The organism is Halobacillus ihumii (assembly GCF_902726645.1).
In the GTDB taxonomy this organism is placed as follows: Bacteria; Bacillota; Bacilli; order Bacillales; family Halobacillaceae; genus Halobacillus_A; species Halobacillus_A ihumii.
In genome coordinates this window covers 73,395-87,630 of record NZ_CACVAO010000001.1, presented here as the reverse complement: position 1 = coordinate 87,630, position 14,236 = coordinate 73,395, and the positions used below count along the sequence as shown (strand labels likewise).

The 14,236-nt window shown below is 40.0% G+C and carries 19 protein-coding genes and 1 other RNA gene; 16 read left to right on the top strand and 4 right to left on the bottom strand.

Going from position 1 to position 14,236, the window contains the following annotated elements:
- Positions 1-14 precede the first annotated feature (14 nt).
- From G6R08_RS00480 to G6R08_RS00440, 9 genes are all read left to right on the top strand, one after another.
- Positions 15-281, top strand: a complete 267-nt coding sequence (locus G6R08_RS00480; protein WP_163526201.1) for a hypothetical protein — start codon at positions 15-17, stop codon at positions 279-281.
- 61 nt (positions 282-342) lie between these two features.
- Complete coding sequence (locus tag G6R08_RS00475; protein ID WP_163526200.1) at positions 343-696, top strand: DUF1798 family protein; 354 nt, start codon at positions 343-345, stop codon at positions 694-696.
- 81 nt (positions 697-777) lie between these two features.
- Entirely contained in the window at positions 778-1,185 is a 408-nt protein-coding gene (locus tag G6R08_RS00470; RefSeq protein WP_163526199.1) for a cytidine deaminase, read from the top strand.
- A 147-nt stretch (positions 1,186-1,332) separates the two neighbouring features.
- Complete coding sequence (locus tag G6R08_RS00465; protein WP_163526198.1) at positions 1,333-1,698, top strand: CotD family spore coat protein; 366 nt, start codon at positions 1,333-1,335, stop codon at positions 1,696-1,698.
- A 150-nt stretch (positions 1,699-1,848) separates the two neighbouring features.
- Positions 1,849-2,412, top strand: a complete 564-nt coding sequence (locus G6R08_RS00460; protein WP_163526197.1) for an SLOG family protein — start codon at positions 1,849-1,851, stop codon at positions 2,410-2,412.
- 84 nt (positions 2,413-2,496) lie between these two features.
- The gene (gene gpsB, locus G6R08_RS00455; RefSeq protein WP_079530091.1) at positions 2,497-2,814 is read left to right on the top strand and encodes a cell division regulator GpsB; all 318 of its coding nucleotides are present in this window, start codon (positions 2,497-2,499) and stop codon (positions 2,812-2,814) included.
- Positions 2,815-2,911: 97 nt separating this feature from the next.
- Positions 2,912-3,292, top strand: an RNA gene (gene rnpB, locus G6R08_RS00450) — RNase P RNA component class B.
- Positions 3,293-3,392: 100 nt separating this feature from the next.
- Positions 3,393-4,529, top strand: a complete 1,137-nt coding sequence (locus G6R08_RS00445; RefSeq protein ID WP_163526196.1) for a THUMP domain-containing class I SAM-dependent RNA methyltransferase — start codon at positions 3,393-3,395, stop codon at positions 4,527-4,529.
- A 77-nt stretch (positions 4,530-4,606) separates the two neighbouring features.
- Positions 4,607-6,100 (top strand): carboxypeptidase M32, encoded by a 1,494-nt coding sequence (locus G6R08_RS00440; protein ID WP_163526195.1) that lies wholly within the window; start codon positions 4,607-4,609, stop codon positions 6,098-6,100.
- Between the two features lie 41 nt (positions 6,101-6,141).
- Here the strand turns inward: G6R08_RS00440 and G6R08_RS00435 are convergent, their stop codons facing one another.
- Positions 6,142-6,687, bottom strand: coding sequence for a hypothetical protein (locus G6R08_RS00435; RefSeq protein WP_163526194.1), 546 nt, complete (start codon positions 6,685-6,687; stop codon positions 6,142-6,144).
- Between the two features lie 116 nt (positions 6,688-6,803).
- On the opposite strand from G6R08_RS00435, the gene G6R08_RS00430 reads away from it, so the two are divergent.
- The 5 genes from G6R08_RS00430 to G6R08_RS00410 all read left to right on the top strand — a co-directional run bounded on the left by G6R08_RS00430 (position 6,804) and on the right by G6R08_RS00410 (position 9,859).
- On the top strand, positions 6,804-7,571 hold the full coding sequence (locus tag G6R08_RS00430) for an SDR family NAD(P)-dependent oxidoreductase (RefSeq protein WP_163526193.1): 768 nt from the start codon (positions 6,804-6,806) through the stop codon (positions 7,569-7,571).
- Between the two features lie 50 nt (positions 7,572-7,621).
- On the top strand, positions 7,622-8,707 hold the full coding sequence (locus G6R08_RS00425) for a type III polyketide synthase (protein WP_163526192.1): 1,086 nt from the start codon (positions 7,622-7,624) through the stop codon (positions 8,705-8,707).
- On the top strand, positions 8,708-9,220 hold the full coding sequence (locus G6R08_RS00420; protein ID WP_163526191.1) for an isoprenylcysteine carboxyl methyltransferase family protein: 513 nt from the start codon (positions 8,708-8,710) through the stop codon (positions 9,218-9,220). It begins immediately after the preceding gene.
- A gap of 75 nt (positions 9,221-9,295) precedes the next feature.
- Positions 9,296-9,433: a hypothetical protein gene (locus G6R08_RS00415; protein WP_163526190.1), complete on the top strand. Its 138-nt coding sequence runs from the start codon at positions 9,296-9,298 to the stop codon at positions 9,431-9,433.
- A 138-nt stretch (positions 9,434-9,571) separates the two neighbouring features.
- Positions 9,572-9,859 carry a DUF6123 family protein gene (locus tag G6R08_RS00410; RefSeq protein ID WP_163526189.1) on the top strand — a complete coding sequence of 96 codons (288 nt, stop codon included), beginning with the start codon at positions 9,572-9,574 and terminating at the stop codon, positions 9,857-9,859.
- 17 nt (positions 9,860-9,876) lie between these two features.
- Here G6R08_RS00410 and G6R08_RS00405 read toward each other — a convergent pair whose 3' ends face one another.
- From G6R08_RS00405 to cspD, 3 genes are all read right to left on the bottom strand, one after another.
- On the bottom strand, positions 9,877-10,266 hold the full coding sequence (locus G6R08_RS00405) for a ribonuclease HI family protein (RefSeq protein WP_163526188.1): 390 nt from the start codon (positions 10,264-10,266) through the stop codon (positions 9,877-9,879).
- 12 nt (positions 10,267-10,278) lie between these two features.
- Positions 10,279-10,962: a queuosine precursor transporter gene (locus G6R08_RS00400; protein WP_163526187.1), complete on the bottom strand. Its 684-nt coding sequence runs from the start codon at positions 10,960-10,962 to the stop codon at positions 10,279-10,281.
- A 133-nt stretch (positions 10,963-11,095) separates the two neighbouring features.
- Positions 11,096-11,296, bottom strand: coding sequence for a cold-shock protein CspD (cspD, locus tag G6R08_RS00395; RefSeq protein ID WP_163526186.1), 201 nt, complete (start codon positions 11,294-11,296; stop codon positions 11,096-11,098).
- 299 nt (positions 11,297-11,595) lie between these two features.
- Here cspD and G6R08_RS00390 point away from each other — a divergent pair, with 299 nt between their 5' ends.
- Together G6R08_RS00390 and G6R08_RS00385 are read left to right on the top strand one after the other, a co-directional pair.
- Positions 11,596-13,266, top strand: a complete 1,671-nt coding sequence (locus tag G6R08_RS00390) for a formate--tetrahydrofolate ligase (RefSeq protein ID WP_163526185.1) — start codon at positions 11,596-11,598, stop codon at positions 13,264-13,266.
- 112 nt (positions 13,267-13,378) lie between these two features.
- Positions 13,379-14,233, top strand: coding sequence for a DUF72 domain-containing protein (locus tag G6R08_RS00385; RefSeq protein WP_163526184.1), 855 nt, complete (start codon positions 13,379-13,381; stop codon positions 14,231-14,233).
- Positions 14,234-14,236: the final 3 nt, after the last annotated feature.

Sequence of the window (14,236 nt, the reverse complement as noted above, 5' to 3'; positions counted from 1 at the left end):
AAGGAGGATAATGAATGGATAAACAATCTGTTGTTTCCATGGCCTTGTACGAAGAGCAGCTGGACCTGTTGAGGAACAAGTTCTCCCAGATGGATAAAAGAATCTCCCTTAAAGCGGATGAAGCAGTGTTTACAATGGCAGTATCACACCGCAAAGAAATTGATCTCTATAAAGAGGAAGTGTTGCGCCTGCGAGATCAGTTAAAGGAGGTAAGAAAAGAACAACAGCAATTACACGTAAAAAAGTTTGCAGCATCTGCCAGACGTAGGTCTGTAGGGTAAGTTTTTGATTAAAGCAGCTTATAAATGGTATGGTTGAGGAAAAAGGTGTGTTGGAAGATAAATGTCACTTAAAGAAACTACAATAAAGATTAAACAGATGATTGATGATCTTCATGAACAATTTATAGAAACTGAGTATCCAGCAGATACAAAAAGCTTGGAATTTTTTCATAAAGTGAAAAGCGAAACGGCTCCCATGTTTGAGTTGACAAGTCAATGGTTAGAAGAAGCCGAGGAATTTGTGAAAAGTCGCAGTGTATCTGTGCATCCCAATCAGGTAAAATCCACCCATGAGAATATGGAAATGTTGATATTACACAGTTATTATCATGATGTAGAAAGGAAGCGTTTTAAAGAACTGCATCAATCTTCCCACTATGTTCTGGATATGGTCTTAAATGATTTGGAAAAATAGCGGTACAGCAGGGTGAAACCGCTTTACAAAATGTGTGCAATCTTTTATAATAGTCTTCCCAATATGAGGGAGGGAACCTGATTGAACAAAGAAAAATTAATACAAGAAGCAAAAGCAATAAGAGAACGAGCCTATGTTCCTTATTCCAAGTTTAAGGTAGGAGCATCCTTGCTTACGATGGATGGTACCTTATATACAGGCTGTAATATTGAAAATGCAGCATATCCTGTAACTTGTTGTGCTGAACGAGTGGCGATATTTAAAGCCATAGCCGATGGACATCATGAGTTTAAGGAAATAGCTGTCGTTGCAGATACGGAACGTCCGGTTCCACCGTGTGGAGCCTGTCGTCAAGTTATGAGTGAGTTTTTTAATCCAGATGGGAAGATTCACACAACTAACCTTCATGGAAACACGAGAACGGTCTCTATGGAAGAGTTGCTGCCATTCTCATTTTCTTCTAATGATTTGCAGGAGGAAACGAAATAAATTTAAAGACTGTCTATAAATGGACAGTCTTTTTTTTGATTGTATAGTTTTTGTTCGATAATTGTAGATATTCGGGTATATGCCCAGTACAATCTCAGCATTTGTGACATAGGCTGTTAGGAAAAGACATAAGGGAGTGATTTACAAATGTTTCATCGTCAATGTCCTCATGTGAGACACTGTCGCCCGGTTATTTACCCAGTGCATCATTGTGTGCAAGATAATTACTTTGTGGAGAATATGGACCATATCCACCCATCCCATTTGACGATACAAAATCATCATTTATTAAATAATTATCATTACTTCCCACACACCGTTTCACAAACGAACAATTATAATGTAGAGGATCATTATATGCCTCAAGGTATGGAACCGGAGGGGTATAACTGGATGGATGCCCAAATGGAACAAGGACCGATGGGAATGCCTCAGGGGCAAATGCAGGGACAAATGGATTCGATGCCATCAATTCCTATGCCGCCTCAACCGTTTAATATGCCAGAAGAATAAAGTCTAAGCCACTAATTTTTTAGTGGCTTATTTTTGCACGAAATCCCCGAAGGTATCCCTTAAGGTAATTTTAAACTACTTGTTTTTCCACAGAAATAAGGGTGTAATATTAGGAAAAACTATCATACAATAGGGAGGGAGAGTGATGACATGAGAACAATGGTTATAACCGGGTACAAGCCTATGGAAATGGGTATATTTAAACATGATGATCCTAAAGTTGATTTTGTAAAGGAAGCGATTAAGAAAAGGTTAGTTCAATTAATAGAAGAAGGTCTTGAGTGGGTAATACTTTCTGGTCAGATGGGCGTGGAGCTCTGGGCAGCGGAAGTTATAGTAGACCTTAAAGAGGAATACCCCATCAAGCTTGGTGTCATCCCCCCATTTCAAAACCAACATTCCAAATGGCCTGATCAACTTCAGCTTGTTTATGATAAAATTACAGAACTAGCTGATTTTTATAAGCCGATTTATGAGAAGGAATATGAAGGACCTTACCAATTTCGTGCGAGGGATCAATTCCTTATCGAACATTCAGATGGCTGTATGGTACTTTATGATGAAGATACCCCCGGGACGCCGAAATATTTCCTAAACCTTGTCCAAACCTATTTGGAACACCATTCCTATGATCTAATCTACATAACTCCAGTAGATTTAGAAGAAACAGTCGAAGAGGTACGCATGAGAAATCCAGAATTCTGGAGTCAATAATTAGTAAATTTAATGCAGATTAAATTGACATTGAAGCCAGCTTTTGAAAAAATATAAGTAATGTGTTGAACAGAGGTGAGAGTAATGAGTGATGAAAAGTTTAATTTGGATGGAAAAACGATATTAGAAAAAGACTTTAAGACTTCTATGCGTGGGTACAATCAGGAAGAAGTGGATGAATTTCTGGATCAAGTGATTCAGGATTATGAAACATTTAACAAAGAGATAGACAGACTGATCCAGGAAAATGACCGCTTAAAGAAATCGCCAACAAGAGAAGCAGCACCGCCGCAGCGATCAAGACAGGTAACGAATAATAATCATCAGGTTAATTATGATATCTTAAAGCGAGTGTCTAACTTGGAAAAGGCGGTATTTGGTAAAAAGTATGCAGAAGAGTAAATCCCTATAATTACCGGGTGACAGCCCAAGTTCTATTTGGTATACTATGAGAACGTGACTGTTTAACGAGCCACGCATAAGATTGATGTACATTTGAATACTCGGGTAATCGCTGCTTCACTTTTGTGAGGCAGAGGAAAGTCCATGCTCGCACAAACTGAGATGTTTGTAGTGTTCGTGCCTGACGAAACCATAAGTCAGGGTAACTTTTAAGTTAACGGCAGGGAAGACACCTAAGTCCTTATCGGATAGGGGGTCGCTACCTTTAAAGTGCCACAGTGACGGAGCCAAAATAGAAATATTTTGGGTGGAACGAGGTAAACCCCACGAGCGAGCAACCCAAATTAAGGTAGGGGCACTTTTTGAAGGGAATTCAACCTGATGAAAGGCCGCGATAAGCGGCAGATAGATGGTTACCACCGGAGTACGAGGTTGACCGCCGTTTGCAGTACGATGGAACAGAACATGGCTTACAGAGTATTCAAAGGTCAATGAATCAACATGAAATAACACCCTTCTTCTTAAGCCAGCATGCTAGGAGGAAGGGTGTTTTTATTTTTACTTATAGGAGGAACAACATGTCACAAAATGTAACTTTAATTGCAACAGCTGCGATGGGGCTTGAGGCAATTGTCGCACGTGAAGTTCGTGCTTTAGGATATGAAGATATACAAGTAGAGAATGGCCGTGTTGTATTTACTGCCCCTGTATCTGCCATTCCTCGTGCTAACTTATGGCTTCGGACAGCTGATCGTGTAAAGCTGCTGGTTGGCAAATTTAAAGCCTTCAGCTTTGATGAATTGTTTGAAAAAACGAAAGCCCTTCCCTGGGAGTCATTTATTTCTGAAGATGGAGAATTCCCGGTTGTTGGTAAGTCAGTTAAATCTAAACTCTATAGTGTGCCTGATTGCCAATCAATTGTTAAAAAAGCGGTTGTTGAAAGGTTGAAGAAAAAATACGGGGTAGCTTCTATTTTGAAGGAAACGGGTGACTTTTACCGCGTTGAAATTGCTATACATAAAGATGAAGCCTTGCTCACTCTTGATACATCCGGAAGCGGCTTACATAAACGAGGCTACCGTGTTGGTCAAGGGGAGGCCCCTTTAAAGGAGACATTAGCAGCAGCGTTAATTCAAGTTACTAATTGGCATCCAGACGAGCCATTTGTGGATCCTTTTTGCGGGTCAGGAACGATTGCGATAGAGGCGGCGCTAATCGGTCAAAATATTGCACCTGGATTCAATCGTGAATTTGCATCAGAAAACTGGGAGTTTATATCACAGAATAATTGGGATCAGGCTTTCGAGGAAGCAGAGGATTTTGCTAATTATGATCAGCCGTTAGATATCACCGGATCTGATATTAGCCACGACATGATTCAAATTGCACAAAACAATGCTATCGAAGCGGGACTTGGTGACCTTGTAAAATGGAAGCAAATGCAAGTGAAGGATTTTCGCCCGAGACAGGAAAATGGCTATCTGATATCCAATCCTCCTTATGGCGAAAGAATGGGGGATCGGCCAGAAGTCGAAGAGATGTATCGTGATTTAGGGGTGATTATGAGAGATTATCCGTCCTGGAGCACTTACATCCTCACGTCTCATGAAAACTTTGAATCGTTATATGGAAAGAAGGCCACGAAGAAGCGTAAGCTCTTTAATGGTTTCATTAAAACGGATTACTACCAGTATTTTGGGAAAAAGGTAAGATAACTTCGTCATGGTGATCAATGTCGATCCAATTTGTCATTAATCGTTTAACAGTTTGAAAAGGTAATAGGGGGAGAGCTATGATCCAGTCAATTGAACAAAAGTTTAAGAATCTGCTTAAAGAACAAGCTTCTTATGAAGAAGCAATTGGACTAATGGCTTGGGATTTGCGCACAAAAGCACCTAAAAAAGCAGTCGATCAAAGATCAGAAGTAATAGGTGTGTTATCTCAAAAAGTTCATGAAATACAAACATCAGAAAAAATGAAAGAGTACTTAGATACTTTGACTGATGCTTCAACTGACTCAATTATACAAAAAGCCGTCGAAGAGGCCAGAGAAAGCTATGAACGAACTGTGAAACTCCCTGCAGAAGAGTATAAAGCTTATGTGACGTTACAATCTAAAGCAGAATCTATGTGGGCTGAAGCTAAAGGATCTAATGATTTCAAGGGTTTCCAGCCATATTTAGAGGAACTTGTCTCTTATAACCGTCTTTTCGCAGATTACTGGGGTTATGATAATCATAAATATGACGCACTGCTTCACAATTATGAACCAGGGGTTACTGTTGAAGTGCTCGATCAAGTATTTCCGAAGGTTCGCAAAGCACTAACCGGATTGTTGGAACAAATTAAACAGGCTTCAGACCAACCTGATCCTTCTTTATTAAAAGGGCATTTTCCTAAGGACAAACAGGAAGCCTTCAGCCACGAAATCTTAAAACGCATGGGTTATAATTTTGAAGCTGGACGTTTAGATGAAACCGTTCATCCTTTTGCAATTGGTCTAAATTCTAATGATGTTCGTGTAACGACAAAATATGATGAAAAAGATTTTCGGACGGCTGTGTTCGGTACGATTCACGAAGGAGGACACGCCCTTTATGAGCAAAACATTGATCCAGCTTTAGCATTTACTCCGCTTGACACTGGAACCTCTATGGGGATACATGAATCTCAATCACTATTTTGGGAAAATTTTGTTGCGAGGAGTAAGCCATTTTGGCAAAATCACTATGAGCTGTTTAAAAGACACGCCCCCGATCGATTTTCTTCCACCAGCCTAGAGGACTTCTATAGAGCAGTGAATGAAGTAAAACCTTCAATGATCCGAATCGAGGCCGACGAGCTTACTTATTCTCTTCATATTATGATTCGCTATGAGTTGGAAAAAGCATTAATCGGCGGCGAAATCGAAGTGAAAGATTTACCAGGTTTATGGAATGAGAAAATGCAGGAATATCTCGGTATTACACCTCAAAATGATTCAGAAGGGGTCTTGCAGGACATTCACTGGTCTGGAGGAGATTTTGGTTATTTCCCTTCGTATTCACTAGGATATATGTATGCAGCCCAACTTCATCATACAATGAAGCAGGAAATATCTTTCAATGATGTGATTCAAAAAGGAGATTTCAAGCAAATTCAACAGTGGTTGACAGAGCGCATCCACAAATTCGGTAAGATGAAAAAACCGTTAGAAATGATCAATGATGTGACGGGTGAGGGTTTAAATCCTGACTATTTAATAGCCTATTTAACTAATAAGTATCAGGATATATATAAGTTATAAATAAAATACCCGGCTGTTCAGGGAACAGCCGGGTACACTCATTATGAAAATTCACCCATTAAATCAGTTGCAAGGAGGCCTGCATCTTTATAAACACCATCGAGTTTCTGTTGAAATTTATCGAACTTTTCGTCGGCCGTAGTAAAGTCGGCATTCTCTATACTCTTATTAAGAGCCTTACCTACTTCGGAATAGTAAGCTTTAAGAGAGGGCAATGCCTCTTCATATTGAGCTTTAATTTCTTTTGGTAGGTCAGATTTGATTTTGTAAGATTCAACTGAATCAGCTGCTTTTTTCGCTGCTGTTAGGGCTTCCTTGCCCGCGGTTTTTATGGCTTTGGAAGTGGATTCTTCGTCAGCCACAAGCGTTTGGTAGTTGGCGATTTTTGTATGTTGTGGTCTGAAAGTATTTGCCATGTTCATTTGTTCATTAAGTATTTCTTTCTTTACTGTCATTTCATTGCTTTTATTTTCCTGACTGCTCGTTTCTTCAGCACCTGGAGTACTTTCTTCTTCAGAAGAAGAGCTTCCGCAGCCAGCCAAAACTAATGCAGCGGTCAATCCGATAGCAAACAACCATTTCTTCATTCTGTTTCCCCCTTTTTATAATCTTCACAAAATACAGTGTAATGGTAACTATTGTAAATGTAAAGAATTAGGAAAAAGTAAAAATATATTGAATATTCAGTTTCAGGAGGTTTCCTATGTACTTACCAAATTTCAGATTAGATAACAACTTAGCTGTCGTCACAGGTGGAACAAAAGGGATCGGACGGGCTACAGCCATATCTTTTGCTCAATCCGGAGCAGATGTAATAATAATCGCCAGAAATAAACAGGACTTACTAAACACAAAAAGTGAAATAGAATTCTATGGGCAGAAAGCTTGGACTGTACAAGCTGATGTCAACGACTATGATAGCATCATCGAAGAAGTAGACGACATTCGTGATGGTCGTCCGCTCGACATATGGGTGAATAATGCTGGGATGAATATTAGAAGCCTGGCAGAGGATGTATCAGAGGCAGAGTGGGAGAAGATCATTTCTACCAATATGAAAAGCGCCTTTTTCTTAGCTCAATATGCTGCTAAAACTATGAAGCCGGTGAAAAGGGGTAAAATTATTAATATTTCTTCAGTGGGCGGCCATACCGCATTAAGGACAGGTGTTGTTTATGCCATGACCAAAAGTGCATTAATCCAAATGACCAAAAACCTGGCGCTGGAGTGGGGTTCTGACCAGATTAATGTGAACGCCATCGGTCCATGGTATTTTGAAACCGCTTTGACAGAACAGTTATTAAATGATGAAGATTATGTTGCGGATATTTTAGACAGAACACCTTTGAAACGTATCGGGAAACTTGAAGAAATCACTGGTGCTGCCGTTTTTTTAGCATCCGATGCTGGAAACTACATGACAGGACAGACGCTTTTTGTCGATGGAGGAATGACTATATACGGTTTTTAAATGATAAATATCACTAAATAGGGCACCTTAAGGTAAAAAGAGGTGTTCACATGTCCTACATACTTTCAACAGGTATTCAAACCGCTGATTATCATTATACACAGTCAGAAATTCAAAAGCTTGTTCATCGTGTTTTTCCCATGTCAAATCATGAGAAAAACAGGCTGATGCCGATCTTTGAACATGCTGATATAGAGCGGCGTCAATTATCAGCTGAATTATCCTGGTACGAAAAAGGGCATTCGCTGAAAGAAAGTAACGAACTCTACCACGCGAGTGCCCTCCGATATTGTGCACAGGCGATTAGAAAATGTTTGAGCAGCCAAGAGTTTCTTACGCAAGCAATAGATCCAAATCTGATCGATCACATGATCGTCGTTTCCTCTACGGGTATTTTGACTCCTACGCTCGATGCTTATCTAATTGACGAGTTAGGGTGCAAACAATCAATCAAACGGACGCCAATTTTTGGGCTTGGTTGTGCAGGGGGAACGAGTGCAATAGCTAAAGCTCATGAATACTTGCAAGGGGCTAAGAAAAGTAACGTGTTAGTCGTTTGTGTTGAACTTTGCAGTTTAACTTTTCAGCCCAATGATTCGAGTGTGAGCAATTTTGTGGGAACTGCATTATTTGGAGATGGCGCTTCCGCTGTTTTAATGGCAGGAGAGGCATCCCCTTTGGTTGGTCGCCAAACCGCTACTGTCCCCAAAATAGAGCATGTAAGCACAAGAACGAAGCCGCAAAGTCAGTCAGTAATGGGATGGAAGGTCGTGAACACAGGGTTTGAAGTAGTATTTAACAAGAGCATTCCAAACCTAGTGCGAAATTTTTGGTTTGTACATGTTCAAGATTTTCTTCAGCAGATGGATTGGGACATAGAGCAGCTTCCTTTTCTCGTTGCACATCCGGGCGGAAAAAAAGTATTGGAAGCCTATGAAGATGTGTGGAATCTGCCTAAGAGTGCGTTGGACTTTTCCAAAAATATTTTAAGAGGCCATGGCAATATGTCGTCTCCCACCGTTCATTTTGTGCTTGAGCAAGCTATGAAAAGTAATCCTGACCGAAAAACACGTTCTATTATGGCTTCCTTAGGTCCTGGCTTTACATCCGAACTTGTAAGTCTGGAGTGGAGCTAAATGCTTGGGTTACTATTTGGCCTCATCGTTCTTCAAAGATTAGCAGAATTAGTGATAGCCCGATCGAATAAAGCCTGGATGCTTAAACGGGGAGGTGTCGAATTTGAATCAGGCCATTACCCGCTATTTATTGGCCTGCACTCGTTATTCTTTTTAGCTATTATTGTGGAGTGGCAAACAGTTGAATATGAAATAGGCTGGCTGTTCCCGGTTGCTTTTATTTCGTTTCTTATTCTCCAGTTGCTGAGAGTGTGGTGTATCACAAGCTTAGGAAGGCGCTGGAACACTAGAATTATCGTCATTCCTCAAGAACCTCTTGTTTCTAGGGGGCCATATAAATATGTAAAGCACCCGAACTATGTTGTTGTATTTTTGGAATTGTTTTTCATCCCTTTAATGTTTCATGCTTATCTTACTGCATTGATTTTTCCCCTTCTACATCTTTTCGTATTAGCCATCCGGATCCCGGCGGAAGAACGAGTACTTCGTAAAGGTTCTGAAAATTTAAATTGAATGATTGCTATATAAATTTGTATCTGATACACTTCTAATTATAAATGAAAATCATTATCAATTAGGGGTGGTATTATGATGATGTTATGGATCTTAGGGGTCGTATGTGTCTATACAGGATTGGTGGTCTGGGGATTAGCTAAGTTTGGTTTACCTTCTGCTCAATCGGTATTAGAAGTTGCTAGATTCCGAACTAAAAAAAGAGTGATTTAACATGCAACACCCGATTAGCTTTCCATTTCAGTCAGGTAACTACAACCTGGCTTTTATTTGTTATAATGAATGCAGACAGGGGAGAGTTTTGTCGATGAATGTCAATTGTTGAGATAATTTAGTTACAAGGAGCGTATTATGAGGCAAAAAGAATCATTGGCTTATTACCTGGAAGATTTGTGGTCAAAAGGATTTAAGCTTTCAGATGAAGATGTTCATTTCATTTATTTCGGAAAGAACTCAACGAATGTCGAGGAGTGGAAGGTTATGCTTGCACTAAAAGAAACACTCAAATTTCAGCATACATTTGATCCTAGTTTTTTTATAAGCGTATTGGAACATCTATCATCGCCGGCAATCACTTCCAAAAAATCAGCTTACGTAGCATTAGAGGAGCGAGGGCTGGATTCAACATCAAAAAACTAACCAGGGTTTGCACTAGGTTAGCTTCTCTTAAGCGCAGCCCGTGCGAGACGGTCTGCATGTTTATTGGTTTTTTCCGGAATCCATTTATAAAATACAAAAAAGAAAGGTTCTTGCAAGCTATTTATGTGTTGCAGCAGCGGCTCAAAAGCTGGATTATTCGTATGCCCTTTGTCGACAGTAGATACAACGACTTGCGAATCTGATCTTACTGATAGAATTTCACCTGCAAAAGATTGTTGGCAAATTTCCAGGGCTTTAATGACTGCCAAAAACTCTGCTTCGTGATTCGTATACTCCCCGAGATATACTCCATATTCAAAGTGCTGTTTATTTTGCTTAATATAGATCCCGGCAGCACTCGGACCAGGATTTCCTATAGTAGATGCGTCCGTGTACACTTCAATCACTTATTACCCCTCCTAATTGGATTCCCTATGGTTGATTCTTTTTGCTGCGTACATAAATGGGGTGTCCATCGCTGCCACAATAAATTTAATGAAGTACGTCGTTAGAAAGATTTCCAACCACACGTCAAAGGGATACAAACCGTAAAATGCGATTCCGCAAAAAATAGCCGTGTCTAAGAGCTGACTAATCATCGTACTTCCATTGTTCCTAATCCATAGTGAACGATCACCTGGAAACAACTTCTTTAACCTGTCATAAAACCAAACGTCAAAATATTGACTAACTATAAAAGCTAATAAGCTTCCCGCAGCAATCTGGGGAGCAATGCCAAATAGAGTCATTAATGCAGGCTGGGCTATATCACTTTCAGCAGGAATAAATTGAATGGATAATTGCATCACAATCGTCATAATAATTAATGTAGAAAACCCCATCCATACAGTCTTTTTAGCATCTTGTTTTCCATACTTTTCATTTAGAATATCTGTCGCTAAAAACGCTGTCCCATACAAAATATTCCCCAATGTTGCGGTCATGCCAAATAACTCAATCGTTTTAACGACTTGTATATTTGCGATGACTGTTGCCATACCAATCCATACGAATAACCCTGGTTTTCCAAACATTCTGTAGATTGCGAGTAACAGGGTGAAGTTTAAAAGGGCAAATACAAGCCATAACCATTCATTACTCACCGAGAAGCCCTCCTATATTTACATGGAATAATGTTGCAGAAAAGCTGCAACAGCCATTGATTATACGGTTATTTCTTATTTATTTCAATAAAAAAAGCGCCAACCTTTTTAGTATGGCGCTTATAGTCAATATTTATTGTTTAGCAACATTAGATGCTTGAGGTCCACGATCCCCTTCGACAATTTCGAAGGTTACTTCCTGGCCTTCTTCCAGGGACTTGAAACCTTCTTCCTGAATAGCGGAAAAATGAACAAATACATCGTCTCCGCCTTCTACTTGAATAAATCCATAACCCTTCTCTGCATTAAACCATTTTACTGAACCATTTTGCATAACACATTTCCTCCTAAATCTTGCACGTAAAACGTGGAAAAATTACAAAGTAAGATAAACAAAAAACCCATAGACACATGGAATAATAAAATCCAACATGTCTATGGGCAGTGCCTTGTCCTTTATCATTCCGTTCATCTTATTTGCTTATAAAATAATATATCGTATCTTGAAATTGCAGTCAATATGTATGATGTTAATTGTATGAAAATTTAATTATCTTATTTTGGAAAATACTCTAAAGCTCCTCTTGAATGAGTTATACTATAAATAATCAGAAAAAGGAAGGGGAATGACAAATGAAATCAGATATAGATATTGCTCTGGAGGCTGAAATCCAACCTATTCGTAATATTGCTTCAAAGCTGTCATTAGAAGCCGATGATTTCGAACCATATGGGCATTATAAGGCGAAGTTATCGGACGGTTTACTGAATAAATTATCCGACAGACCTGCTGGCCAAGTCATTTTAGCAACTTCCATTAATCCAACTCCCGCGGGTGAAGGGAAATCAACGGTAACTGTCGGTTTGGGCCAAGCCTTAAATCGTTTAGGACATCAAACGATTATTGCGTTAAGGGAACCTTCGCTTGGACCTACAATGGGCATAAAAGGAGGAGCAGCTGGAGGAGGGTATTCGCAAGTTGTCCCGATGCAGGAAATAAATCTTCACTTTACTGGTGATATCCATGCCATTACGACTGCGAATAATGCATTAGCCGCGTTCATTGACAATCACATACACCAAGGTAATGAATTACAGATTGATCCAAGAAGAGTAGAATGGAAGCGCGTCCTTGATATTAATGATCGAGCTTTAAGACATGTTAACGTGGGTTTAGGAGGTCCGGCGCAAGGTGTGCCGCGTGAAGATGGATTTACGATTACAGTAGCTTCTGAGATCATGGCGATTCTTTGTTTGGCAAACGACCTTCATGATTTAAAGGAAAGGCTGTCCCAGATTGTTATTGGCTATACATACGGTAAGGAACCTGTCACTGTCCATCAATTGGGATTCGAAGGTGCTTTAACCTTATTGTTAAAGGATGCGATTAAACCTAACCTTGTCCAAACGTTAGAAAATACTCCTGCTATTATTCACGGCGGTCCTTTTGCTAACATCGCCCACGGCTGTAATAGTGTAATGGCAACGAAAATCGCCGCTAAGCTTGGGGACTATGTTGTGACGGAGGCAGGATTTGGCGCGGACTTAGGAGCAGAGAAATTTTTAGACATTAAGACACGTGCAGGGGAATTTGAACCAGCTGCAGTAGTGATCGTGGCAACTATAAGAGCATTGAAAATGCATGGCGGGGTAGACAAAAATCACCTTAAAGAAGAAAATGTTGAAGCACTAAAACACGGGATTTCAAATTTAAAGAAACATATTGAGACTATTGAGCAATTCAATTTGCCATTCGTAGTAGCAGTCAACAAATTCCCGACAGATACAGAGGCTGAGCTCGACTTCCTTCTGAACTGGTGTAACTCTAACGGTGTGGAGGTCGCGCTTGCAGATGTTTTTTCTAAAGGAGGAGAAGGGGGTATAGAGTTAGCCAGAAAAGTCATAGAAAGCTGTGAGAAGAAAACTGACACTCTGAATTATACCTACGAGCTGGAAGACTCCATTGAAGAGAAGATCCATAAAATTGTTACTAAAATCTATGGTGGGAGGCACGTGGACTTTACTCAAAAAGCTAGAAAACAACTCCTGCAATTACACAAAGACGGTTATAACAATCTCCCTATTTGTATGGCAAAAACTCAATATTCTCTATCGGATGATCCTGAATTGTTGGGAAGGCCTGAAGGATTTACAGTAACAGTACGAGAATTGCGAGCATCAGTAGGAGCTGGCTTTATTGTAGCTTTAACAGGTGAAGTAATGACGATGCCAGGGCTCCCTAAGAAACCTGCCGCTTTACATATGGATGTTACAGATGCTGGTTTGATAACAGGTTTATTTTAAGCAACTACCCTCTCTGGACAATTTTATCGTCAGAGGGGGTAGTTTTTTGATACAATCTATTTAGCGAAAAATAGCGACTGATGTTGCAAGTTCACTTAGGGAGGGGAAAGGTTTGAGCATCCAAATTGGGTTAACAGGCTGGGGAGATCATCCTGCTTTGTATCAAGACCAAATTAGACCTGAAGAGAAGCTGGCAGCTTATGCTTCACATTTTCCTGTTGTTGAAGTTGATACAGCCTTTTATGCAATTCAGCCCATCACCCATTACCAGAAATGGCTTAAGCAAACACCGGATCAGTTCTCTTTTGTAATTAAGGCGTTTCAGCAGCTAACAGGTCATGACCGAGAAACGCGATCTGTGCAAGAGGCTCGAGACTTAGTGAAACGTTATGAAGAGTCGATCCAACCGGTGTATGAGGCTGGTCAGATTAATGCTTTGTTATTTCAGTTTCCTCCCTGGTTTGATGTGAAAAAAGAACATATTAAAAAACTACGGCTGCTTAAAGAGTGGCTCGAGCCCTACCCGTTAGCACTGGAGTTTAGAAACCGGACATGGTTTGAACCCCAATATAAAGAACAGACTTTAGCATTTATGAAAGATTATGAGTGGATTCATACCATCTGTGACGAGCCGCAAGCAGGGGAAGGATCAGTTCCTTTAGTTGCAGAACCCACTCATCCTACAAAGACGTTAATCCGCTTTCACGGTAGGAATGTACATGGTTGGAATAAAAATGGACGAAAAGACTGGAGAAAGGTGCGTTTTCTGTATCGTTATAATGAGCAGGAATTAACCGAGTGGGCGGAGCGAATCCGATGGCTTGAAAAGCAAACGCCTCATATTACGGCACTATTTAATAATAACTCTGGAGGAGATGCGGCTGATAACGCCAAGCAATTTCAGAAGTTACTCGACATTAATTATACAGATTTAAACCCCAGGCAAATGGATTTATTTCAGTTTTAGAGG